The organism is Pseudooceanicola sp. DL12, from assembly GCF_056270665.1.
Genome location: NZ_CM149884.1, coordinates 1,993,848 through 2,017,675, shown reverse-complemented (window position 1 = coordinate 2,017,675; position 23,828 = coordinate 1,993,848). Strand labels below are relative to the sequence as shown.

24 protein-coding genes and 1 pseudogene are annotated in these 23,828 nt (G+C 64.6%); 3 read left to right on the top strand and 22 right to left on the bottom strand.

The genetic code is table 11. The features are described from left to right. Positions 1–983: 983 nt before the first annotated feature. The 3 genes and pseudogenes from AC0WR5_RS09465 to AC0WR5_RS09455 all read left to right on the top strand — a co-directional run. Positions 984–1,352 (top strand): annotated as a pseudogene (locus tag AC0WR5_RS09465) (transposase family protein); the annotation flags it as partial. A 179-nt stretch (positions 1,353–1,531) separates the two neighbouring features. Continuing rightward, positions 1,532–3,514: an AAA family ATPase gene (locus AC0WR5_RS09460; protein ID WP_475868540.1), complete on the top strand. Its 1,983-nt coding sequence runs from the start codon at positions 1,532–1,534 to the stop codon at positions 3,512–3,514. Positions 3,515–3,646: 132 nt separating this feature from the next. Then, on the top strand, positions 3,647–3,853 hold the full coding sequence (locus AC0WR5_RS09455; RefSeq protein ID WP_475868538.1) for a hypothetical protein: 207 nt from the start codon (positions 3,647–3,649) through the stop codon (positions 3,851–3,853). A gap of 213 nt (positions 3,854–4,066) precedes the next feature. On the opposite strand, the gene AC0WR5_RS09450 is transcribed toward AC0WR5_RS09455, so the two are convergent. From AC0WR5_RS09450 to AC0WR5_RS09345, 22 genes are all read right to left on the bottom strand, one after another. Continuing rightward, positions 4,067–4,393, bottom strand: coding sequence for a hypothetical protein (locus AC0WR5_RS09450; RefSeq protein ID WP_475868536.1), 327 nt, complete (start codon positions 4,391–4,393; stop codon positions 4,067–4,069). Then, positions 4,377–4,640, bottom strand: coding sequence for a hypothetical protein (locus tag AC0WR5_RS09445; protein ID WP_475868534.1), 264 nt, complete (start codon positions 4,638–4,640; stop codon positions 4,377–4,379). Before AC0WR5_RS09445 ends, AC0WR5_RS09450 begins: the two co-directional genes overlap by 17 nt. Next, entirely contained in the window at positions 4,640–5,233 is a 594-nt protein-coding gene (locus AC0WR5_RS09440) for a holin-associated N-acetylmuramidase (RefSeq protein ID WP_475868532.1), read from the bottom strand. Before AC0WR5_RS09440 ends, AC0WR5_RS09445 begins: the two co-directional genes overlap by 1 nt. A gap of 68 nt (positions 5,234–5,301) precedes the next feature. Then, positions 5,302–5,979, bottom strand: coding sequence for a hypothetical protein (locus AC0WR5_RS09435; protein ID WP_475868530.1), 678 nt, complete (start codon positions 5,977–5,979; stop codon positions 5,302–5,304). Positions 5,980–5,981: 2 nt separating this feature from the next. Next, positions 5,982–7,955 carry a hypothetical protein gene (locus AC0WR5_RS09430; protein ID WP_475868528.1) on the bottom strand — a complete coding sequence of 658 codons (1,974 nt, stop codon included), beginning with the start codon at positions 7,953–7,955 and terminating at the stop codon, positions 5,982–5,984. A 21-nt stretch (positions 7,956–7,976) separates the two neighbouring features. Continuing rightward, a complete protein-coding gene (locus AC0WR5_RS09425) occupies positions 7,977–10,166 on the bottom strand; it encodes a phage tail protein (protein WP_475868526.1) in 2,190 nt (729 codons plus the stop codon). Beyond that, the gene (locus tag AC0WR5_RS09420; protein WP_475868524.1) at positions 10,154–10,543 is read right to left on the bottom strand and encodes a DUF6950 family protein; all 390 of its coding nucleotides are present in this window, start codon (positions 10,541–10,543) and stop codon (positions 10,154–10,156) included. The genes AC0WR5_RS09425 and AC0WR5_RS09420 overlap by 13 nt, the downstream gene beginning before the upstream one ends. Positions 10,544–10,572: 29 nt before the next feature. Further along, positions 10,573–11,184: a hypothetical protein gene (locus AC0WR5_RS09415; RefSeq protein ID WP_475868522.1), complete on the bottom strand. Its 612-nt coding sequence runs from the start codon at positions 11,182–11,184 to the stop codon at positions 10,573–10,575. Beyond that, positions 11,175–11,918: a hypothetical protein gene (locus tag AC0WR5_RS09410; protein WP_475868520.1), complete on the bottom strand. Its 744-nt coding sequence runs from the start codon at positions 11,916–11,918 to the stop codon at positions 11,175–11,177. The genes AC0WR5_RS09415 and AC0WR5_RS09410 overlap by 10 nt, the downstream gene beginning before the upstream one ends. Continuing rightward, complete coding sequence (locus AC0WR5_RS09405) at positions 11,915–14,239, bottom strand: phage tail tape measure protein (RefSeq protein ID WP_475868518.1); 2,325 nt, start codon at positions 14,237–14,239, stop codon at positions 11,915–11,917. The genes AC0WR5_RS09410 and AC0WR5_RS09405 overlap by 4 nt, the downstream gene beginning before the upstream one ends. Further along, positions 14,224–14,421, bottom strand: a complete 198-nt coding sequence (locus AC0WR5_RS09400) for a hypothetical protein (protein ID WP_475868516.1) — start codon at positions 14,419–14,421, stop codon at positions 14,224–14,226. Before AC0WR5_RS09400 ends, AC0WR5_RS09405 begins: the two co-directional genes overlap by 16 nt. 113 nt (positions 14,422–14,534) lie before the next feature. Further along, complete coding sequence (locus AC0WR5_RS09395) at positions 14,535–14,906, bottom strand: hypothetical protein (RefSeq protein WP_475868514.1); 372 nt, start codon at positions 14,904–14,906, stop codon at positions 14,535–14,537. A 3-nt stretch (positions 14,907–14,909) separates the two neighbouring features. Continuing rightward, on the bottom strand, positions 14,910–15,365 hold the full coding sequence (locus tag AC0WR5_RS09390) for a phage tail tube protein (RefSeq protein ID WP_475868512.1): 456 nt from the start codon (positions 15,363–15,365) through the stop codon (positions 14,910–14,912). 21 nt (positions 15,366–15,386) lie between these two features. After that, positions 15,387–15,794, bottom strand: a complete 408-nt coding sequence (locus tag AC0WR5_RS09385) for a hypothetical protein (protein ID WP_475868510.1) — start codon at positions 15,792–15,794, stop codon at positions 15,387–15,389. Then, positions 15,794–16,126, bottom strand: a complete 333-nt coding sequence (locus AC0WR5_RS09380) for a head-tail joining protein (protein WP_475868507.1) — start codon at positions 16,124–16,126, stop codon at positions 15,794–15,796. Before AC0WR5_RS09380 ends, AC0WR5_RS09385 begins: the two co-directional genes overlap by 1 nt. Next, entirely contained in the window at positions 16,126–16,479 is a 354-nt protein-coding gene (locus AC0WR5_RS09375) for a DUF2190 family protein (protein WP_475868505.1), read from the bottom strand. Before AC0WR5_RS09375 ends, AC0WR5_RS09380 begins: the two co-directional genes overlap by 1 nt. A 93-nt stretch (positions 16,480–16,572) precedes the next feature. Continuing rightward, positions 16,573–18,687: a head maturation protease, ClpP-related gene (locus tag AC0WR5_RS09370; protein WP_475868503.1), complete on the bottom strand. Its 2,115-nt coding sequence runs from the start codon at positions 18,685–18,687 to the stop codon at positions 16,573–16,575. Position 18,688: 1 nt separating this feature from the next. Beyond that, positions 18,689–20,107, bottom strand: a complete 1,419-nt coding sequence (locus tag AC0WR5_RS09365) for a phage portal protein (protein WP_475868501.1) — start codon at positions 20,105–20,107, stop codon at positions 18,689–18,691. After that, positions 20,107–20,310, bottom strand: a complete 204-nt coding sequence (locus AC0WR5_RS09360; protein WP_475868499.1) for a phage head-tail joining protein — start codon at positions 20,308–20,310, stop codon at positions 20,107–20,109. The genes AC0WR5_RS09365 and AC0WR5_RS09360 overlap by 1 nt, the downstream gene beginning before the upstream one ends. A 2-nt stretch (positions 20,311–20,312) precedes the next feature. Next, the gene (locus tag AC0WR5_RS09355; protein WP_475868497.1) at positions 20,313–22,469 is read right to left on the bottom strand and encodes a terminase gpA endonuclease subunit; all 2,157 of its coding nucleotides are present in this window, start codon (positions 22,467–22,469) and stop codon (positions 20,313–20,315) included. After that, positions 22,469–23,101, bottom strand: a complete 633-nt coding sequence (locus AC0WR5_RS09350) for a hypothetical protein (RefSeq protein WP_475868495.1) — start codon at positions 23,099–23,101, stop codon at positions 22,469–22,471. Before AC0WR5_RS09350 ends, AC0WR5_RS09355 begins: the two co-directional genes overlap by 1 nt. A 211-nt stretch (positions 23,102–23,312) precedes the next feature. After that, positions 23,313–23,786, bottom strand: a complete 474-nt coding sequence (locus AC0WR5_RS09345) for a hypothetical protein (protein WP_475868493.1) — start codon at positions 23,784–23,786, stop codon at positions 23,313–23,315. Between the last annotated feature and the right edge of the window lie 42 nt (positions 23,787–23,828).

The window sequence follows — 23,828 nt, the reverse complement described above, 5'->3', positions numbered from 1 at the left end:
GGCACGCCCCCTTGCCGATCCGGAGCGATCTGGCCTGCCACGATCCGTCAAAATGCTGCGTGCAACGCCCGGATCACGCTCGGCCCCCATGACCGGAACCGCGCGGTCGCGGCCAAGGCAATGGCAAAAATGTCCTTGGGGCATCTGCCATGACGGGTCGCCACATGCTGCCAGTCCCTGAGCCTTCCGAACATGATCCCGATGCGGTTTCGGCCCTTGTGTCGGCGCTTGTGTCGGCTCTTGTCGAATTTGACGGTTTCGCCTTGAAACGTCCGGCCCGGGATGCAGGCCTGCCCCCTGTTCTGCGGGATGTCGCGGGGCCTATCGGCGTCATGGGTCCTGTCGGCGCCTGGCAAATCGGCCCCAGGCGGAGAGCTCTGCAGGACAGCCGCGCCTGCATGAACGCCTGTCGGAAATCTCCCCTTACATCAGGGCAGCGCATCGCGAGGCGCTGCGCGCCGACGCGGAACATGACGCGACCACGGTTTCCAGATGGCAAAAGTTCCAGCTCGCGCCGTCAGGCGACTGAAAACTGATTTTCGGGAGGGGATGGTGCACCCAATAGGATTCGAACCTATGGCCTCTGCCTTCGGAGGGCAGTGACTACGGCTTTGTTCACGTTGTGTCGTGGGTCTGTTCATGTTTTAATCTTGTTTCGATCCGTGCAAACTGGCCCATTCCGCACCGAAACGGGACCAGAGCGTCCGAAACCGCACCAGGGCCCGGATCAAGAGTTAATCAAGGAACGTGGGTGTCTGCCTTCTCCTCCGGCGCCGAGGCATGCCAGTAAATCCGCATATTCTCGGCGCCGACATTATCGGACCGGCCACATGTCGCCTCGACAGAACCTGATCTCGCGGCACCCCCGTGAAGCTGGGGATCTTCTGCGCGGCACAATTGCCGCATGCGCACTATATCAATAGCATCGGTGCCGCCGCAGGCGAACCTCATATTGCGCAAAATATACACATATTTACTTGCGCAAGCTGCACGCTGCCGCCGATGCGAAGGGGCGCACGATCGCGTTCTTAATGTCGGCCGGGCATGTCAGCATTTACACAGACGCGGCGGCGCTGCTGGGCAGCCTGCCGAAGGCGGGCTGGCTTTTGACAGATCGGGGCAATGATGCCGATTGGTTCAGAGAAGCCTTGAAAGACAAAGCCATAATGGTTTGCATCACAAACCGGACATCCCGCTAGAAGGCGGTGAGATACGACAAGCGGCGCGACCGCATCGAGATCATGTTCTGTCGCCTAAAGGACTGGCGGCGCGAGGCCACAAGACAAGACCGATGTCCGGAAAAGGTCTGCTCTAAAATCATGCTTGCCGCAACTGTCTTGCTCTGGCTGTGAAACGAATTGCGTCTGGCCCCTACACAACACACGCACAAGTGTGTCATTGACAACCTGATACACGCCCTATGCCAGCCATACACCCATTCCGAAGCGACGCGACTTGGAATTAATCATGCTACGGGCCTGCAAAAATGCCGGCACCCTGCAAAACAGACAATTAAATTAGCGAGAACAATATGTCCCACACCGTTGAAATGAAAGAAGCATACAAATCATTAGGACCGTTTTCAGAAATCAAACTTCCACGAATTACAATAATTACCGGAATTAACGGATCCGGAAAAACTCAGCTACTAAAGGGGATAGCGGAAGAAAAAGTATACTCCTCAGCCAAACGCAAGGGAGCAATATTTCTAGATCTACACGACGTTGCACCACCGAAAATTTCAGAATACCAGCACGACAAAAGCACTAAAGAGCTATCAGAGAAAAGAAATAAAATAATTAAAATCAAAAACACCTTCCTTCAGGAAATGCAAACATATGCATCCCAAAACCCCCAAGCCGCCATATCACTGGACTCCTTTAAAACGTTCGCCGCATCAATTAAAGATCGTGATTTATTTAACCTGCCTGAAATTAAGACATTTCGCTCCGACGAATCCACGCAAATACGACTAGACCAATACATTATTGGCATTGCTAACCAAATATCACGCATCAGAGATCAGAGGCCGATTTCCGCCGACACTCGAGAACAACAACTTGAACTTGCCAAGAATATAATTCAAATAATATTTAAGAATAATCGCGACATCAACCTAGAAATTATCGGAAGGATAAGTCAAAACAATATATTCACGCCGAACATTTCTAAGATATTCGGCGCCTACAAAATTCAGTTCAATGAGAACTTAAGACAAGCAGGCGCACAAGCGCTTGGCTATTCGAATGACGGAGCCCTCACCTTGTCACAATTCGAAGAGGAGTATGGAAGGGCCCCATGGGAGATACTCAACGAACTCCTAGAAACGGCCAATCTAGATTTAGAAATATCTATACCCGACCACCTTATTGAGACAAACTTTACACCCGAGCTACGCAAGAAATCTACATGCACCACTATCGATAGCGAGGACCTGTCCTCCGGTGAACAGATCATATTCAAATTGGTGCTCGCACTGTTCAGTCAAAAAGCGAGTACATCGAGCCTCCAGCTACCAGGACTGGTTCTCTTAGACGAGATTGACGCCGTATTACACCCTTCTATGATTAGAAAGATGTTCGACATCGCAAAAAGTGACTTCCTTAGTGAAGCAGACGTTAACTTCATAATAGCAACCCATAGCCCAACAACGGTTGCCCTTGCCGAAGAGGGTGAAATTTTTCAGATAGAACCTACCAAGTTAGTTGGCATTTCAAAAGACCAAGGCATTAGAAATCTGACGGACGGCGTCCCAACTCTCGCGATATCTTTCAGCGGCAGACGTCAAGTTTTTGTCGAAGGAGTCATAGATGCGTGTCGCTACAATAACTTATACCAAATGTACGCAAAGTATTTACACTCCGAGCGTTCCTTAAGCTTTATATCAGTAGGAACAAAAGTGAAGGACCCTTCAGGGGGGGCGAGAGAAGAAGGATCGGGATGTGGTAAAGTCTATCAAGTTGTAGGCAACTTAGTCGAGAATGAGGCTGAATCCATTAGAGGAATCGTCGACTGGGACACAAAAAACAACCCCACCAAATACATTGAGGTGTTAGGGCATCGGACGAGATATAGCATCGAAAGCTTGCTCCTAGACCCCGCCTTGATAATTCTAGACTTGGTGTCAGAGAACTTTCAAAAAGCTAAGTTCGAGATCAAGCTAGATGGGTTGGAATCTCAAGTTTCCCCGCACACATGGAGTGACGAGACCTGGCAGAGAAACATAGATATCATTTGCAATAGAATTCTACCGGCAGAGACACCATCGTGTGAAAGAGTGGAAGTAAAATACTTGAACGATAAAACGTTCAAGTGCCCAAAAATCATGCTATCAATGAATGGACATAAGCTGGAGAAGCTAGTAGTTGAGAACTTAGGATACAAGGATGTTATCCCGAACGCCACTCAAAACAATAGATCACTGCCGAACAGAATTATTAAAACTGCACTGCGTGAACAACCTAAATTCATTCCGCTAGATTTAATATCATCCTTTCAAAAGCTACTCGACTGAGATTCGCCTTGTATGTCCGCGGCACTTCGCTGTTTCTTGAAGCCTTCCACTGCGGCTGAAGGGCACACGTGCGGTTCTCTCATCGCTCACATCTCTAACTTGCCATTAAGCTTGACGAAGTAAGATCCGCCAATGCCAAAGTGGATCTTCTTTTTCGATGAAACCGATGACGGCACGGTCCCGGCAGAGGGCTACGTGGTGGCGCCGACGGCGAAAGACGCGCTCTTGCTCTTCGGCAACCACCCGCATGTCAACGTGGTCCTGACATGGGACGATCTGGCGCTTCCGGATGGCGTGGGTCCTGTCTGGTACACGACGGGCACCGATGTGATTCCGTAGTAGCGCCATGTGCGCTATTTTTCTGCACTTCCCCCCATCACCGCAGCCGCTCCTTCATAAGCCTCCACCGCAATCCCCCGCCTGCCCTCGCAGTCCGCCAGAGCCTCCCCTACCCGCCCGAGATAGATCTCCACCTCCGCCGGGCTCAGCGCCCGCCGCGGCACGATCTCCCAGGGCGCGGGACACGGCTGCACAACGGCGGCGGGGAGAGGCTCAAGGTGCACCCCATCGCTGGTAGAGGCGCTGCATGCGCTCAGCGCTAAGACCAGGGCTGTCGTCAGGATCTTTTCGTGCGGCATCTTCAAGCTCCGTTGCGCGTGTTGCCTGTTTGGCGCGGGCGGCTTCCAGCGCCCCAGCCAGCTGCCCGATGCGGGCACCGAGGGCATAGAGATCGGCTTGGGTCTGCTGCCGGGCCTTCTCCTGCCGGGCCTCGGTCACCGCTACGCCGTGGCGGTAGCCGGTGAGGCCGCAGAAGGCGCAAGCCGCGAGGGCCGCGGTGAGCACACCCACGACCAGATAGGGCTTAATCAGGCTGATCATGCCGCCCCTTCCGTGTCGGCACGCCCCTTTGCGAGACATGCTCCAGCCCGAAGGCGGCGACGGCCGAGGCGACGGCAGCGGGGAAGGCCAGCGCCAGGAAGCCCCAGGTGCCCACCATCTCCGAACCGTTGGCCTCTGCCCTGACCGCCTCGAGGACAATGCCCATGACGAAGAGCAGGATGGCAAGGCTCAGCTCCCGCTTCCCGCTCTGCCCGCCGATCCCGTACTTGAGGATAAGCCGGATCATCAGCCCCAGCCTTGCGTGCGCGCCCGGAACTCGGCCGCATCCATGTGCAGCTGCGACGGCATGAACGCCTCGGCCCGGGTGATCCACCCGCCCTTTCCGCCGGCGCGGGTGCGGGCGTATTTGCGCAGGGTCGGCTTGCGGTCTGCTAACGCGAAGTACCAGTTCCGGCGTGCCAACGCATAGTTCACGGCCAGGTCCTTGGCGTCTCCCGCGCCTGCAACCTTCCGCAAGGTGTTCGGGCCGAGGGCGCCGTCTGCCGTGGCGCCCACCAGGCGCTGCAGGATCTTCACTGCGTTGCCCCCGGCGTTGACGTACATGTCAAAGACGCCCGGCTGCAGCGCCCCGGGGAGACGGTCGATCTTCGGCTTACGGAAGTAATCCGCCATGAAGATTGCAACGGCATCCGCCTGCGTCAGGGCGCGGATGTCGTCCACGTCAACATCGCCATCCCCGTCGATATCCAAATCCAGCCGGCGGGCGGTATGGATGGTGACGCCCCACTTGGTTGCGCCGCCCGGGTCGTCGGGATCGTTGACGAAACCGCCCTCGCGGGCGACGATCTCACGGGCCATGTCGTCGACAGACTTCTGCATGTGCGTTCTCCAATGGGTCAGCCCCCGCAGGCGGGGCAAGGTGTCGGGTGCCGGCACTAGGGCCGGGGTTAAGGGAAGATCTGGAATGGCGCGCTCGGCGAGCGCAGCGGCGCCACGTTGGGACAATCCGGCCAGGAGACCAGCAGATAGGCGCGGGCGAACTGGTTCGGCTCGCTGGGCGCCACGCCCTGGTCCTCGGGGATCCGCGCCAGGAAGCGGATCGCTCGGGGCATGGTAGCAAGCGGGGCGGCGATGCTGCGGCCATCCTCGGCGGTGCTGCTCTTGTCGGTGAAGGCATGGCTGATGCCCTCGCCGTCGACAAAGAAGGCCTCCGCCACCGGCCGGCCGCATTCGCGTGTCTTCACGAACTGCACCTCGAAGCGCAGGAACTCCCCCACCCGCCCCGAGGTCACCCGCAGGCTGTCCTCGACAAAGCGGATCGGCGGCATGCGATCATCCCGGGCGGTCTTCTCCAGGGCGGCGATACGATCCACCACGGCGGCCAGGGTCTCGGCCGTCTGCGCCTGCGTATGGCTGATGGTCGAGAGCGTGCCCTGCTGGGTCTGCTGGACGCTCTGCAGGGTGGCCAGCGTCGTGGCGACGCTGTCGAGTTCCAGCTCATGCAGAACCCAGGCGGTGACGCGGGGGCCGAGGATGAACCACCCCCCCGCCAAGAGCGCCCCGACCGCAATCAACGTCGCCACCATGTTGCGCAGGAAAGCGGCCCAGGTCTCGATCACGGGCATGTTCATCCCGCGGACACGTTCACGCTGTCGCGCAGCCGCTTCCAGTTGCCGCCGGCGCTGAAGGCGAGCGTGGCCCCGTCGGCCTCGTCGGGAATGAAGATCATCTGCCCGGCTGTCAGGGCCGAGGGCAGCTCCGCCATGGCATAACTCGGGTAGGTCACCGGCGCCTCGCTGCGGAAGGCCACATGCGCCACGACTGTGTTGTCGTTCTGCAGGGTCAGCACATCGGCGCCGTTGTGCGAGAAAGTGGCCTTGGAGCCTTCAACCTCTCCTTCGCTGTCTTCAATCTCGGTCAGCTGCCAGCGCCAGACCTCGCCCGTCGCGCGGGTCGGATCCGTCATCTCCAGCCCGGCGCGGGTGTTCGCGCTGGCCACGATGCGCCCCTTGCCCTCGCGGGTCAGGATATAGGGGAAGTCCGTCGGATTGGCCCCGTTCGCCGTGGCCGTCCCCACAAGTGTGACGCGCAGCGTATTGCTGTTGTTGCCGTCGAAGGTCACGGCACTGTCGCCAGCAATCGCCTGACCATAGGGCGAGAGCATCAGGTCGATGTTCACGCTCTCCTTTATATCGATGTAGCTGGACCAGTCCGCGGGTGTGTCATCCCCGGCAGAAACTTCCATGTGCAGCGTGCCGGTCACATTGTTGGCATGATCGAAGCCGATCACATAATCATTGGTCTCGCCCTCGGTGCCGCGGCAGCAGATCTGCGCAAGGTTGAAGTGCACCCCGCCGCAGTAGCCAAACACCATCAGCGGATCATCGGTGGCGTTGCCCTCGACCTTGGTACAGGTGAAGTAGATCTCGTTGGTCTTCCAGGCGGTCTCGCCGATGTCGGACTTCCAGGCGCGGATCGCCGTGCCGCGGAAGGCCTCGAAGACGCAATTCATGAAATGCACCTGGTTGGTCGCCTCGAAGGAGGCGCCGGAGAGGAGGTCAAAGCCGCCGACCGCACCACCCGTGACACCGCCATTCATGAAGCGACAGTCAAAGAAGCGGCTGTCGAAGAGCTCTTGAGCGTTGATCCACCGCCCCTGCACATTGGTCCAGAAGCACCGCCAGAAGTTTGCGGCATGCACGGCGAAGAGCTGCATAATGGCCGAGGTGAGGCCGGCGCCGTCGAACATGATGTCATGGAACTCAGGCTCCAACAGACCCGGGCCACCTTCCGTGACCGATGTGCCGATGGCCTGAATGATCGGCACATCTTCTGTGCGTGTCAGCCGCGTGCCCCAGTAGCCAGTGCCCAGCCCCCGCCGGTAGCCGGCCCCGACCATCCGAACACCGGGCCGCCACTGCAACTCGTGCACGATGTATTCCCCATAGGGCACGTGGACCTTCAGATTGCCCGTCGCATAGGCCACATCCACTGCAAGCTGGAAGGCCGCCGTCGAGTCCATGGCCCCGGTGCGGTCCGCGCCGAAGGCCAGCACATTGTAGGCCAGGCCCAGCGGCAGGACGATCAGCTTCGCTCCGCTGCCCGTCAGCAGGTGATAGCCCTCCGGTGCCGTGTCGGCATCAAAAGCCGACTCGGCATCGGTCTCGATATAAGCGCCGCTGCCGACCTCCCTGTAGTCCCAGAACTGCCCTGTTCCGCGCCCGGCCTCCAGTGAGGCCTGCAGGGTGGCGGGCAGGTCATAGACCCGCTTCACGATCTGGCTCAGCCGCCTGATGTCCCAGTTGCCCGCCGCAACCGTGGTGGAAGGCATATCGACCAGCGCCTGGACGCCATCGCCGACGGCGAAGGTCAGACCGTCCCGCGTGCCCGCCGCAGAACATTCCCACCAGTCCCCGGCCGAGACTCCCTCACCGCCCGGGAAGGCCTCCGCCGGATCCCAGGAGCCGATGCGGCGCTCGCCTGCGGAGAGCGCGTCGATGCGGCTGTCGCGCGCCTCAAACTCGGCGTTCACCGCGGCTTCAAACTTGGCCTTGGACGCAACCTTTGGCGCCGTGCCTTCGACGGGGATTTCAAATGCCATTCTTGTGTTCCCTGATTGAACTCAGGCCGTCGTCACAGAGACGGCCTCGGTGAACCCGGAGGCAGCGGCAAAGTCACCGCGCGACCGGGCGAAGTAGTAGCGGGTGATGCCCGAACCGAGGCCGGTCTCTTCCACCCGGACCACCGTGTTCGCGGCGGCATAGACCGGATCCGCCAGCGCCGAGGCCGCAGCCGCCTCAGTGGAGGCCCCTGCGTAGATCTCGACAGCCCGGACATCGGCGTCATTGGGCAGCGTGAAGCTGACCTCCACCGTGCCGGCCTCGGTCTCTTCCGCCACCCCGCCAGTTGGCAGGTCCAGCTCGATACTGACGACAGCCATGACGCCAGTGATCTCGCGCCATTCCGACTTGCCGGCTGCGGCCACCGTACGCACTCGCAGATCGTAGAGCTGCCCCGCCACCGCGATCAGGTGCCCGAACACCTGATCCGAGGCGTCCCGAATAGCCCCGTCGATAGAGCCCCCGGCTTCCCAGACGCCATCCTCCTCGCGGAACTGCCATTCGTAGCTGTCAACACCACTCGAAAGGGAGGCCTCAAAGGCGAAGCGGATGCGGGGGATGATCCCGCCACCGGTCGAAAGGTTCGCCGCCGCGCCGGTGGTCACCACGATCTCGCCGGGCAGCTGCACACCGGAGCGGGTGCTGTCATAGGGCTCGTCGGTGACCTCCTCCTCGTCTTCCGCCGGATCCCAGTCGTAGATCTCCACGCCATGCCGCACGATCTCGGCCGGCAGCCGCATCGCCACCTCTCCGCTGTCTCCGATGGGATCGAGACCGGGATGAATGCTCTCCACCTCGTAGATCCCGTTGAAGGTCTCGAAGAGAGGATCCGGAATGGCCACCCTCAGCGTGGCGCCGCCTATGAGGTCGAAGGCCTCGGGCGGTAGCATGGCGGTAATCTTCTCCTGCCGGCGCAGGCGCAGCCCGGCGATCTTGCGCACCCGCATGGCCTGGTATGGCGAGGGGCAGAAGGCGAGATCGAGGCTCTCCGGCGCTGCCACCCCGCCATCTTCCTCGATCGCGCCAGGGATCGACCAGGGCTGCAGGTCAGCGCTCTCGTAGCCGCGGGCCGGCGAGAGATAGCTCACGCGCAACTCGTTGACGAGATCGGCCTCCGCAAGCAGGTCCACCGCCTCAAAGCTGGAGCCGATGAATTCGCTGACCTCGACCTCGGGGGCCCGGTACATGCCGGCCGCGAGACCGAGCTTGCCGCCGATCCGTATCAGGTTGGCGGCCCCGCTCAGCACCATCGGGTTGATCTGATCCTCAATCTCGCCATCGCCGAAGGTGAGCGTGCCCGCCACCCGGTAGCGGTCCTCCGATCCGCCACTCGCCAGGGCCACGGTCTGAGCCGCCACATCCGCCGCCTCGATGATCGAGACCTGGTCGAGGTTGGTCAGGCGATAGGCCCGGATCGGGTTCTGCATCAGCGCATCGAGCACGCAGAGCGCGTGATTGTCCGACCAGGTCCAGGTCGAGGCATCCCCGGCGTCCTGACTGGCGTCGCGCGGATCCCAGACTTTCGTCCAGCGTCCCTCGACCTCGACCAGCGGCGGGGTCGAGGGCCAGCGCTCCTGGCGCTCGCTGTTCTCCCCTGCCACCATGGCAGCCCAGATCACGGTGCGCCCGCGCCAGGCATCCGAGGCCAGCCAAAGCTCCTCGTCGCCGCCTTCGGCCCAGGGAGCATCCTGCAGGAATCGCGCCGGCGGGCTGGTCTGGTCGCCTCGCCCGATCCAGTAGATCAGGTGATCCTCGAAGGGGCTATTCGTCGGCCGTGCCCCACCAGAGAGGGAGAAGTCGAAGGGATCGCCCTCGGCCACCACCTCGCGCTTGTCGAGGTAGAGCACCGGGTCGAGCAGTTCGGAGGGCCGCGAGTTCAGGATCCAGCAGCCCCAGATATACTCCCCGCGCACCGGAGTGCCGACCGGCGTACCGGTCGCGCGGGTCTCGCCATAGACGAAGCGATAGGAGGGCTCGGTGGTCGGGGCCGAGAGCTCGCGCGTGAGATCCTGGGCGCTGACCGAGGAGGACGAACTGCCGCCCACCAGCGCATTGCCGACTGCGTTCAGCAGCACGCTGGCACCGAGGCGCAGGGTGGCCGAAGCCAGGACCGAGGCCGTGGCAGCCGAGGCGCCAAGCCCGGTGAAGGCCGTGGCGAGCCAGGCCGAAGCCGCCGTGATCAATCCGGGCATGTCCAGCCTCCATAGACATCGCAAGACAGAATGAGCAGGCCGATCTGCCCCTTGAGGGCCATGCGGCCTGCGCCGAGGCTCAGCCCCAGCACGTGATCGAAGGGGCGCGGCGCCGGGCCCAGGACGAGATCGCCCACCCGGGGCTCCGCCGTGGCCCGCAGGCCGACGCCCTCGAAGGTCAGCGCGCACCATCGCGCATAGCTGCCGGCAGGGCGCAGCAGGCGAAGCGCGCCATGCATGTCGGTATAGCGTCCCCGCACCCCCCGCATCGGATCCGGCCACCCCCAGAGGAGGGCCCAGGCAGCGCAGGCCGCCGTCGCGCAATCGCCCCGCCCCCAGTCGAAGCGGCCCTGCATGGCCCGGCGGGCGACTGCCAAAACCTCTTCGGCTCCAGTGACACCCCGTCTCATGGTTCGGGCCAAATCGAGGGGTTGAGCGAGCGCTTTATGGCGTTCTGCACTTGACGTCCTGCCGTATCGCCGGGAAAGCGCGCCGCCTGATCCTCAGCACTATGGGTGATCGAGGCCGCTGCCCGCGCCGAAGGCCCGATGCCGAGCCCGATCACCAGGGCATGGGCATAGAGCGCCGCCGCGCTACGGCTGAGCGACATGGTGCGCGAGGCGTAGTAGCCCGAGAAGATCTCCACCGGATCCGCCGCCAGCGTGGTACCCGCCCGTTCGGTGGTGGTGGCGAACCAGGCCGTGAAGGCGAGATTGCGGATCGCCTTGCCGCGCTCGGCCAGAACCGCCTCCAGCGGCCCCGCGATCTGCAGGCTGGCGTCCGGCGTGGCGAGACCGCCCGCCTCTTCCGGCAAGTCCAGCTCCGTGATGGAGAGCAGGCTGCCCTCCACCAGTACGCTGGTCCCCGTCCAGTCCTGGCCGTCCCAGGAGAGCGTGCCGACGCCAGTGTGCAGGCGCACCATGGAATCGGGCCATTCCGCCGCCATGAGCAGCACCGGGTGGAAGTGGCCCGCGAGGTTGGTGAGCAGATCCGCCGAGGCGCCGCGCTTCAAGCCCATGGATCCAGCTCCTCCCAGTTCTCGAACTCATCCTCGAAGACCTCTCGGAAGTCCCAGGCATATGAAAAGTCCGCCCCGGCCGTCTGTACCGCCCGGGGCAGCTCCTGCGCCTCGAAGACAATGCTCTCGCGCTCCCCGATACTGGCGAGGCCGGAGAGGGTGATCGCCTCGAAGGTGCGGATTAGGGCCGCGCCCTCCGCATCCGCGACCGCGGGCCGGATGATGGTGGCGCCCTGCGTCACCGTGCCGTCGGTGACGGTGATCCGCTCCGAGGGACGGGCGACGATCCGGCCGGGTGGCAGTCCCTCGATGCGCAGCCCGTTCCAGATGCCATCCGCTTCGGGGGTGGCCGCCAGGCCCCAGGGCCCATCGCCGAGCAGGATCCCGGCTGTGCCGTCCTGCAGAGAGACCAGCTGCCCCGCATCCTGGAAGGCAATCAGCGCCGTGCGCAGATCCGCCCCGGCCCGGGCCAGCAGCCAGAGCGGGGAAAGGCACTCGACGCGCACCAGGTGCGTGCCGCCCTCGAGGAAGCGCTTCAGGGCCTCGATGTAGCCCGCGCCGTTCAGATCAGCCCCGATGCCGGAGACCGTTGCCGTCGCCAGCCGGCGCGCTCTCTGGAAGGAGGAGGTGCGACTGCGCCCGGAGAAGAAGCTCGCCGAGCGGGAGACCGGGGCCGAGGTCGTCAACTCCCATCCCGTCAGGCCCACTGGCGGCCAAGCATAAACCTTGGTCATCGGAGCCCCGAGAGGGTTTTGGGCTGTGTTCGGAGCGTGCTCTGCATCTTGCGTACCGCGCGCTGTTCACCCTGCTGCACCGCGGCCTGCACCACCGCCATGATCTGGCCGTCATCCGTGAGCGTCATCTGGCTGGCCGTGATATTGACCGCGCCGGCATTCGACGCGGCGCTGTCGGCCATCCTCTTCGAGATGTCGTGCGGGATGATCTGCGTCCCGTCGGGCAAGTTCTGGATCTCGCCGCCGCGCTCATTGACAAGGCTGAGCCCGCCCTGCCAGCTCTCGGTGCCATTGGCATTGGCCCCGATCAGGCTCCCGAGCACGGAAGAAGCAAGGCTGCTGATCCCGGACCAGCCGGAGCCGGTGCTGCCCGTTCCACTCCAGAGCAGCTGGAAGGCCTCATTCGCCAGCATGTCGGAGAGCTTGTCGATGACTCCCGAGAGCGCCTCGCCCAGGCTCTTCGTGCCGGTCACAAGCCCCTTGAAGCCGTCTCGCCAGCTCGTGGCCCAGTCGTCGGTGGCCTTCTGCAGCTCGGTGATCTTTGCCTTCGTCGTCTCCGCCGCCCCGGCGCCGGCCGCGCCGGCAGTGTCGAAGGCGCCGGCGAGCTCCGCCACAGAGGTGGCGGTCCCCTCGACCTCCTCCCGCCCCGACGTCAGCACCGCCTGCAGCTTCTGCCAGGCAGTCAGCGGCGTGGTTGCCAGCGCGCCCACCGAGCTGGCTGCGAGGCTGGCGGTATCGGCCGCGTCCCGGGCGGCCGTGGCCGCGCCGGAGAGCGCGGAGGTATCCAGGGGACCGAGGGTATCGGTGCCGAAGCCCTCCCGGAAGGCCTCGGTCATGGCAGCGGCCGTGTCCGACATCGCCCCCGCATAGGGGTTGCTGATCCCGCCCAGGCTTACATCGCCCACCAGTCCGATGGAGAAGCGCTCCTTCAGGCTCTCGGGGATCTTGTCATTGACGGCCGCGATGAAGCTGTTGATCCCGGACACCACGCCATTGAGCATGCTCTCGACACCCGCAACGATGCTGTCGGCCGCTGCGAAGGCGACAGAGCCCAGCACCTCGGGCAGCCCGCCCCAGAGCGCCGTGATGGCCCCAAAGGCGCCGCGATAGATGCCGATGTAGCGGTTCGCAAAACTGACCCCACCCGAGACAATCGCCTCGAAGGCATCGAGCCCATCTGCGGTGAGACCGAGCCAAACCGCCTTCATGCCGGCCAGCAGGCCTGAACCGGCGAGCTTGAGCCGGTCAAACACCTCGACCCCCACATCCGCCAGCAGTTGGAAGGCCTCCCCGATGCCGCCCGCTCCCTTCGACAGGCGCGTGAGCTGGAGCGCCAGCTCCCCGGCCGCCACGATCACCAGCCCGAAGCCCAGTCGGATCAGCGCCGTTCGCAGGGCCACCAGCGTGCCGGTCAAGGTCGCCGCCCCGATCCGCGCGGCCACGAAAGCCCCGGCGAGATAGGTCCCGATGGCGGTAGCCGCGACCCCGGCATAGGTCACGATGCGGTCGAGGTTCCCGGCGAGCGTGGTCACGACCTGCGTCAGGAGACCGCCCTGCCCGCTGCCTTCGGCCAGCATGCTGGCGAAGAGCTGCAGCGACGGCAGGGCTGCCGTGGCGATGCGGTTGCGCAGCCCGGCGAGCGACATGGAGATCTCCGAGAGCGAGAGCCGCGTGGCCGTCATCGCCGCCACCGTGTCCTTATCCAGCACCGCCCCCACATCCTGCGCCCTGTCGCCGAGGCGCTGCATCTCGGCGCCGCCGTCCTGCAGCAGCGGCACCAGCTGCGTGGCCTCCGAGGAGAGCGCCTCCATGTAGAAGGTCATCTGCTGCTGGTTCACGCCCGCCTTCTGCAGGCTGTCGACATAGAGCTGCAGCGCCTCCGGCCCCGAGAGCCGGCGGAACTGGTCGGCCGTCACGCCCACCTTGGGCGCGATGGTCTCGAAGAAGTCCGCCATCGGGCCGCCGCCGGTGGAAAGGAAGTCCCCCACCCGGTCGTTCATGTCCTTCAGCATGTCCGCAAGCTGATCCTGCTCGACGCCATAGGCGCCCGCTGCCGCGGCCCACCGCTGGAAGGTCGTGGTGCCGGTATTGGCCAGCTGGCTCAGGCGGGAGATCTCGGTGGCCTGGGCCACCGTGGCCGCCGTCACCGCGCCGATGGAGGCCACGGCAGCCGAGAGCCCGGCAGCGATCCGCGTGGACATGCTGATCAGGTCGCGGGAGAAACTACTGGTATTGCCCCGGGCCTCTGCCAGCGAGCGCTTGAAGCTGCTGGCATCGAGGCCCAGGACCGCCTGCATTCGCCCGATCATCGCTGTTGCCATTCCGCCCAGCTCCTCTTTGGCAGGGTTGCACTCAGGGTGCGCAGTCGTGCGCGTTGTTCCGCCGCGACCTCTTCCGGGTCACGCGGCGTGACCTCCGCCAGCAGCTCCGGCAGAGGCGTCAGCTTCTCGGCCCGCACCAGCGCTGCCGTGAGCCAGGCCTGTTCGATGGTGCGGCGGCGCACGGCCCGGGCCTGCTCCGCCGCGGCTTCGAGATGCAGGGCGAGTGTCCGGGGCGTCAGCCCCCCGAAGCGCTCGGGGTCGCCGCCGGCCTGCAGGTAGGCGCGTTCAAGACTCCTCAGGCCGAAGGGCGCGCCTTGCCCCCCTTTCCCGACCCCTTCCCCTTTCCCTGCCGCTTTCCTGCCTCCTGCGATGGCAGGGCCGCGGAGATGGCGGCCGTCAGCACGTCCGGCGCCGCGCTCATGATGTCGCCAGCGGTCTGCAGCGTGGCCTCAGGGTGATGGCGCAACAGCCCTACCCAAAGCAGCGCGCGCAGGTCGGAAATCGACACCTGTTCGGGATGCGCCTCCATCTTCCCGATGAAGGCCATGGCCGAGGTGCCATCGCCCTTGAAGTCTTCGAACTCGGCCAGAGCGTTGAAATCGAACCGCATGGTCCAGTCTTGCTCGAGAGCCCGGAAGCGGTGCTCACCACTGAAACGTCCCGTCATGGATTACTCCCCCGAACCCGCGGCCGCCGGATCGGTGGCCTCACCGGAGACAATGCCGTTGATGCGGAAGACCAGCGTGGCGGCCGACTTGCCCTGCACCGGCGCAGTGCGCCCGTAGGACTTGACGAAGCCAGCGTAGATCTCCGGCGTCGTGGCGCCGGCAGGCGTGATCTCGACCTGGATCAGCTCGCCGGTGGCGCGCAGGTAGCGCAGCAGCATGTCCTGCGTGCTTTCCGGGATGTAATCCACCGGCAGCGACAGCGAGCCGTTGTCGGTCAGGCCGGGGATGTATTCCTTGGTCCGGTTCGGCGAGGAATGCGAGGTGACGTCCACCTCGTCATTCTCCCCGGCAGGCAGGTCGAAATCCCCGATCCCCGCGATGGCGGTCCAGGTCGGCGTTTCGCCGCGCCCGATCCGTACCTTGGCGCCATAGCCAAGGCCTACGCCCGTTTCACTCATGTCTTGCTCCGATGTTGAGGGTTAGACTGCCGCGCGCCAGCTGGTCACGCGGAAGCTCGCGGTCACGGTCCCGATGCGCTGCGCACCCTCGCCGTTCACCACCGTGGTCACCTCCTCCAGGAGGCACTGGACGTCTCTGGTCCGGATCGCCCCGATGACTGCGGCCTCGATGGCCGTGCTGTCGTCATCGAGACCGTCTTCGATGTCTTCGCCGCCGCGCCGCTTCAGCACGACCTGCAGGAGCGTGCCCTTCTGCACGTTCGTGTGGCTATCCGGCGCGCTCCGCTCAGAAGGCGTAACCACGCCGATCACCGGCAGCTTCTCGGCGTCGATGTTCTGCGCCCAGGCCGACATCAGGGTCACGTCAGAGAATGCCGCCGCGAGGGCCGCCTTTGCTGCAGCCCGGTATGCCGTGCGGTAGTGCGCCATCAGTCCACCTCCCCGGCGACCTCGAACAGTTCGCAGAGCACCCGCGCGTCGGCCGCCGGCGAGCCGGAGGGCCAGACGTTCAGGATCTCGTAGGTTTTGCCGTCGCCCGGTTCGATCCGATCCCCTGCCGCCACCTCCGGGGCGAGGGTCTTCGGCACCGTCCAGGTTGGGTTCACCACCAGCACCGGGTGATTGTCCGGATCCACCGCCTCGACCGGCTGGCGCCGGAACACCGAGTGGACCTGACGCGCCACTCCGCCCTGGGGCGTGTAGGTGACCGGGGCGCCGAACACCTTGGTCAGCACCCCGGCCATGCCGTCAAAGAGGCTCATCAGGCCTCAGCTTCCGCTGCGGGCAGCACGCCACCGTCCAGCACCACCCAGCCGGTGGTGGAGGGGTTGGCGGCAACGGCTGCGGCCGCCCCCACCAGGACATTGCCGGCCGCGGTGCCGGTCATCTCGCCGGCGGTGCCATCCCAGTAGATCTTCTGGCCGACGGTCCAGGCTTCAGCCTCGGTCTTGCCCAGCTCAAAGCCGCCGCGGCGCACCAGCACCACGTCTTCACCGGCGGCGGCATCGCCCTGGGCCACACCGCCGAGGCTGCCTACCTGCACGAAGGTGCCGGCCTTGACTTCTGCCGGCGCCGGGAGGGTGATGTTGTCACCCGGGAACAGATAATTCTTCATCTCACGCTCCTGTTGAGAATGCTCCAGAAAGACGCGGGGCGGCCCGATGCCGCCCCGTGTCCCGTCTCATGTCATGCCTGCCTGGCGCCCTGATCAGGCGCCGGCGTTCTTGTAGGATCCGCGGTATTCGCTGGCGGCCGCGCCGAAGATGTGGCGGGCGTTCATCGTCACCTTGTCGGGGTTCATGCCCTCGACCGTCTGCACGGTCGGCGCCTCGTAGCCCTCCAGGTAGGCCACCGAGACCGGCGGCAGATCCTGCGAGACGAGATACCAGGCGGTATCCGAGCCACCCGCGGCCGCGCCGAGGTTCGGCACCGTCACCGGCTGCAGGGTGCCCTTGTAGGGGTTGGCATCGCCGTCTTTCGCCGGGGTGGTCGCGGTGGCGAACTGTAGCGCCGTGACTTCCAGCGCCGGCGGCACGATCAGCAGGTTGGGCTCGACCATCAGGAAGTCATCGCCGTCCTTCGAGCCATAGGCCGTCTGTTCCCAAAGCGCCTTGCGCCCGGCCCCCACCGAAGCCACCGAGAGCGCGGCGGCCGTCCCGGCGAGGTTCTTGTGATCGTTGTGGAACAGCGCCTTGCTGTCCGACTTCAGCTTGGCGTTCGTGCGGATCAGCGCCCAGACCATGGCGCTTTCCATCACGCGGGCGGCAAGGGCGAACTCGCGCGGGATCCGGTTGAAGGCCCCCATGTCATCGTTCACCACCGCCTCGAAGGTCAGGTTGATGGTGCGCCCCTTGCGCTCGACCTTCAGGCCTTCGGATTCGTCGCTCAGGGTCGCTTCCTGGTACTCGCCGTTTTCCTTCACGGTCTTCAGCTGGAAGTCCCCGCCGAAGCGAACGGCATGCAGCTCGCGGAAGTCCGAGGCCGAGAGCGGCGTGCCGGTCACCATGTTCCAGTTGGCCCCCCGGCGCTCGTACTCGGCGATCAGGCTGCGGTTCATCACCTCGGTGGTGATATAGGCGAAGTCCGACACGCCATGCGCACCGCCCATCATCGAGGTGGACCGGAAGCCCGCCCGCAGTGTCTCGTTGTCGGAGTAGGTGCGGCTGCGGCCGGCTAGCTCCATCGCCAGCCCGCGCACCCGCATGCCGCGGAACTGCGCGCCGGGACCGGCGTAATCGCGCATCATCGCCTGGATCATGCCTTCCATCCGGGTCTCGCCTTCGTCGCGGGTGACGCGCACCTGCTGGCCACCGGCGCCCGACAGGGGCTCGGCCTGGGCCATGAAGGTCATCATCCTGTTGCCGGCGGTCTCGGCCGTGGTGCCATCCTCGATCAGTTGCTCGACCTGCGCCTCGGTCAGCTGCCCGGCGCGCATGAAGGGCTGCGCCATTTGCCGGATCTGGCTCTGGCGCTGGCGCTCGGAGGCCACGGCGCGTTGCGTGATCGCGGCCTCGTCCTGCGCCTGCATCGAGGGCGCGGGCGGTACGGGCTGGGTCTGCACCGTGGTCGAAGGGGCCGCGGCGGTAGGGTTTACGGGATCCATATGGGTCTCCTGAGTTGCGGCCATAACGGCCGAAGTTTGGCCGCCACGGGCAGCCGAAGAACCGGCAGGCGCGTCGGCCCCCGGCGTGAAATGTTCTGCGCACATGCGAAGGTTGGCGAGCGAGCGCTGGTGCAGCGACATGACGGCGGCGATGCCGGCAGGCGCGTCCGCCGGGGCCTCTTCAGGAGCGCCCACCACCGCATCCGCGAAGCCTGCCGAGACCGCGTCCATCGGGCCGAGCCAGGTCTCCAGGTTCATCATGCGCATGATCTCTTCAACGCTCTTGCCCGAGCGGGTCGCATAGACACCGGCATAGACCGCGGCGAGGCGGTCGAGATCTTCCGCTTCCTTGCGCAGTTCCTCCGCCGTGCCGCAGAGGCACCGGCTCGGATTGTGGATCATCAGGAAGGAGCCGGCGGTCATCTCGATCCGATCCGCCGACATGATCATCAGCGAGGCGGCCGAGGCGGCAATGCCGCCCACGATCACCTGCACATTGCCCTTGTGGGCCTCGAAGGCAGCCCGGATGGCCTCGCCCTCGTAGGGGCTGCCGCCCGCGGAGTTGACGCGCACGATCACGTCGCCTTCGAGCCGCGCCAGCGCCTCGCGCACCATGCGGGCGGAGAAGCAGCCGCTCTCCATGTACTGGCAGAAGTCATGCGGAAGGACGTCGCCTTCCAGGATGATCTCGCCATTGAGGATCAGGTCTTCACCGTCCATCTCACTCTCCTGGGTCTGGTTGGGGGATCGGGGCGGTCCCATCGCGGGCCGCATCTTCTGCCCGCTCGCGGGCGATAACATCGGGGTCGTAGCCCATCTCGCGCTGCTTGCGCTGACGGCTGGTCAGGCCGGCGTCGATCTCGTCGACGGCCGCCCTGATCTCCTTCGAGGGATCGATCAGCGGCCGCCGGGGGGGCGTCCATTCCAGCGCCTTCGGCGGTGCCGGCAGGCGCTGCGAGAGCTGTACCAGGCGCCAGCTGTCCAGCGTCCAGCGCGCGATCCCGGTGCACATCTGGCCGATGATCAGCTGCTGCTGCCAGACCTGGATGAACCGATCCATCTCCATCCGCCCCATGCGGCCGGAGCTGAAGTTCACGCCGGTCAGATCGCCGAAGCTCTCGTAGGTCAGCCCGAGGCCCGTGGCGATGACGCGCACCCCCTCGCGCATGAAGTCCGGATAGCCGTCCACCTTCGGCGGCTCGCTCGGCGTCACCTTCTGGCCCACGCCGAGGCCGACAATCGCCCCGGGCGCAATCTCCTCGATCTTGGCCCCGTCATAGACCGTGCCGTCATCCCCGGCCTCGACAAAGAAGGCCAGCAGCGAGGCGATCTTCTGCTTCAGGATCTGCGCCTCCTGGTAATCGCTCAGCTCGCCGATGGTCATCATCACCGGCGCCAGCCAGGGAATGCCGCGCATCTGGCCCGGCCGGTCGATCCGTCGCACATGGAGGATCTGTTCGGCCGGCACCCGGCTGCTGGCAAAGCGCCGGCCCTTCAGGTGCATCCCGTCGCCGGGGTGCACATCATAGAGGTGATAGGCCACCGCCCGGCCTGTCGGCCCGTATTCGATCCCCTCCACAACCTCGTTCCGGCCATGACTGGTGATCGTCTCGTCCAGGTAGTCGGCCTCCATCAGCTGGACCTGGAACGGCAGGGCAAGCCCCGGCTCGTACCGCAGGTCCCGCATGCGGCGACGGATCAGCACCTCCCCATCCGAGAAGACCGTGTTCATCACCTGCCGCTGCAGGCCCGGCAGCGCCTCGACCCCATAGGCGTCGATGGCCGAGGTCAGAAGATGCGCCCGGATCACGTCCATGGCCTCGGTTGCAGCTTCCGGCGTGTCTGCCTGCACCGAGGGCATGATCCCCGTGCCCACCACGTTGCCGGTCACCACCGCCTGCCCGCGCGCCGCCAGCGAACGATTGCGGATGAAGTCCCGTGACAGGAAGCGCAGTTGCTTGCGGCTGCCCCCAGCCGCCGTGTCCGCATCCGTCGCCGGCGCTTTCCAGCCATGGGTGCGGCGGCCTTTGCTCGCGGCGTCGTAGTTCATCAGCACCCCGGCCTTGGCACGGGCCGCCAACCGGCGGGCACCGCGCTCGGGCGAAATCTGCAGGATGGCGCGGTCGATCCAGTTTGCCATCAGAGCCCCCGCGACGTCCTGGCATAGCCGATCACCGGCCCGCTCGTAGGCGACCCTTTGAGCTCGGCTTCCATCTCGCGCAGCTGGCGCCGCATCTCGGCCAGCGAGGCATAGGTCACCTCTTCGCCGTTCAGCTTGTAATGGGTCGCACCTCGGGCGAGAGCGGAACGCAGCGCGTCCACTTCGGCTTGGCTGTAGGCCATTGTTACCTCTTCAGGAAATTGATCTGCTTCGGCTTTGCCGGTTGCGATGGGCGAGCCATCGCCGCTTCCGTCTCTCCGCTCCGCCCCAGGGGCACCGCAAAGGTGTTTTGCGTCCCTCCGACCGCCCAGGCCGGTGGCTTCGTCCAGTCGATCAGAAGCATGCCCTTGTCCTCGGCCAGAGCCCGCGCCTGCACCGAGAGGTCCGTGCCTTCGTTCCGCACCTGTCCGGCTTTCTTGGCCCAGCCCCCGGACAGGCGCTCTTCGGCCACGTATTCCCCGAGCTGGTCTTCGTCCTGCGTCATCCAGCTCGGCAGGAAGAAACCGCCGGCCCCACCGGCGGCCTTGCGCAGCGCGGCCTCGAAGGTGTCCTTCAGTCGGTCCGTCGCCACTGTCAGCAACTTGATCGGGCGCGCCCGCTTGCCGCCCGAACCATGCTCCGGCGCCTCGTACTTCGTGCGGAACGGTACCTTCCAGCCGCCCTGCCCGCGCGTCAGACGCCAGCGCGCGCCCTGTTGCGCCCGCCGCCGTTCCAGCAGGAAGGCCGTGGCATTGTCCGAGACGCCGGGCTCGCCCTGGAAGTCGACGGCAACACGTACCGGCTTCAAGCCATAGTCGGCCCCGTCCACCGGGATCACCCGATCCGGCAGCCCGGTCAGCACCGCCCAATCCTCAAGGTAGCGCGCCGGGTCGAGGCGCCGTTGGTGCCCCTCCGCATCGGGCGCCGCATTCGGGGCATCCGTCGGCGGCGCGGTCAGGTCGATCCGGTCGACCACTTGCGCCCTGCCGCCTTCGCCCCAGGCCGTCACCTGGACCGGGAACCAGCCCTTCTGCACGTCCACCGTAATAGTGATGAACCGCGTCCAGGACGGCGCCACGCCCTTGGTTGCGAGCTGGGCGTGATCGCGCAGGAACTGTTTCCCGAGCGCATCCTCATCCGCGACCTGCAGCCGGCGGTGCGGGATGCCAATCGAGGTGTAGTGACAGGTCGCCAGATCGGCATCATCGCCGAGCGTCTCGGCCCGGCGCTTGGCATTCTCGTACTCTGTAACGATCTCCGCCCAGGTCGAGAACCGCGCCGCCGCCCCGTTCAGCGCATAGCTCGCAACGTCGGTCTTGCGGATCTCCGCATCCCCGAGCGCCACGATCTGGCCCGGCGTGCGGCCTTCGTGCCGCCAGCCACCGCGCCCGGAGAGTGCGCGCTCATTCATCTCGTTCTTGTGCCGGTGCGCCAGTAGCGTGCCGCAATGCGGGCAGGCCATCTCGGCCGCCTCGCCTGCGTCCCCGGGATCGAGGCTGGCGTCATAGACCAGCCGGTCGATCCGGGGTTCAAACTCACCGCCGCAGTCCGGGCATTCCCAGTACCAGCGCCCCCGCGTGCCCTCGTTGTAGAAGGCCACCATGCCACCGGCCACGGGCGGCATCTCGTGCGGCCGCTCCTTCGAGGGATGCCAGGAAGGATCCAGCACCGGCCAGGCCGGGCTGCCTTCGGCTAGAACGCAGCCGCGGCTCATGAAGCTGCGGATGCGCTTCTGCGCCATGCGGACTGGCGAGCCTTCCGGGTTGTCCTTGCCGCCGAGCTTCAGCGGCATGTGGTCTACGTCCGTCAAGAGCACCAGCCCATAGGAGCCGCCCGAGAGGATCGTGGGCGTCGGATAGCCGATCAGGATCCGCATGCCGCGGAAACGCTTCCGAGAGAAGGTGCTGTCATCGCGTCCCTGTCCGATCCGGTCCTGGAGCTCAGGACTGTTGCGGATAGTCGGGTCGATCTTCTCCTCGACCCATTTGTCCCGGTCACCCTTCGTCATGTGCACGATCAGCGTCGGGCGCTGGTCGCAGGTCACCGCGTGGAAGGCCACCGTCTCCAGCATCTTGGTCTTGCCGCTCTGCGACGGGCCCACGAAGCCCACCCCCTTGTAGAGCCGCGATTGCGTCGTGTCCGTCGGCTCGACCATGTAGGGCGTCAGCTTGCGGTCGAAGTCCTGCCAGGCGCCCGAGACCTGCACCCGCACGTAGCGCTCGGCCGCGGCCGAGGGGCTCACCCGGCTCGGCGGATCGAGGATCGGCAGGCAATCGGCCAGGATCTCCTGCGGCGTCACCAGCGCCGGCAGAGGCGCGAACTCCAGGCGCTGGCCGATCCGGCCCCCGGTCATCTCCACCATCAGCGCCCGGTCCCGGTACGTTCATCGGCCAGAGACGTCACGGTTCCGCCCGGAAAGGCCCGCTCGAAGTTATGCCGGGCACTGGTCAGGGCGGCATCACAGCGCCGCTGCATCCGGTCGACCTGGTCCGGCTCCAGGCTGAACTCGATCTCTGCGAAGTCCACCAGCGTGGTCACCTGGGTGCGGAACTCGATCAGCACATCCTCGAAGACCTCGCGCACCCGGTTGACCCGGGTCAGCTCCCCGCGCAGCTCGGCCGCCCGATTGCGCTTGTAGTCGGCATCCGCCTCCTGGGCGATCTGCTGCGCCGTCAGAACCGGCCCCGCGGCCTCTTCCTCATCGTTGCGGAAGAGCAGCCGCATCTGGTTTGCCGCCTGCTCGGCGGCCGCGTCCAGCGCCCGGGCGTCCGCGTCCCGCGCCATCTTCCACGCGTAGACCTCGGAGAGCTGGAACTCGTAGGCCTGCCCGTTCGAGCCCCGGTTCACCACCGGCAGCCCCTGCTCCAGGTACCGTGTGATCATCGGCTCCGAGACATCGAGGGCCGTCGCGCACTGGCGCCGGTTCACCGTCATGTCGCTCTGGCCCTCCGGCAGAGGAAACTGCCGAAGCGCCTCCTCAAGATGGAAGGCCAAGTGATCTCTCCTGTCGGAACAACAACAACAACCACATCCGAAACCCCGTCCGGAAATAGCTAATTTGCACGTGTCGGGGTGCGAATTACCCCCGTAGCGGCATCTCCCGGGAAGGACCCGCGCGCCTCAACGCCCGGCCTTGGCTGCGCGTTCGGCGGCCTTGGCCAGCGTCCGCGCCAGGTGCGCCGGCAGACGCGAGGCCCAAACTGAATCAGATCAACGGTCTGATCAGAATGTAAGCAAAAGAAGTGACTGGACCAATCAATGCGAGCAAAAGCGCAATTCGGAAAGCCAACGCATTTTTTGCCATACGCTGATTGTTCTCTTTGATTTTCTCATCGGTGTGAGAGACCACTTCCTGCACTACCGAGTAAAAATTCTTCTTGCTCTCGATATCACTGGCATAGTCCTCGCCGTATTGCCCGGGAGCCCCCCAATTCATGGGGCGAAAGGCATAGGCCGAAGCGCCAGCCGAACACAGCAAACACAGACCGCTGATCATCATGGGGAGCGAGTCTTTCACGCCGGCCGCCAGCCCAAGAAGTGCCGCAGCCGCAGCGACTGTGATGGAGCAGAACGTAACGGCACGCGCATCGGCGGCTAATGCGACCGCTTGCTGCGCCGCCAAGCGCATTTCTGATCGGCGTTGCGTTTCCAAGATCAGCCGCTTTACGTTCTCGTCCAATCTTTCCTCCAGGGTGTTTTGATTCGTGGCCAAGAAACCAGA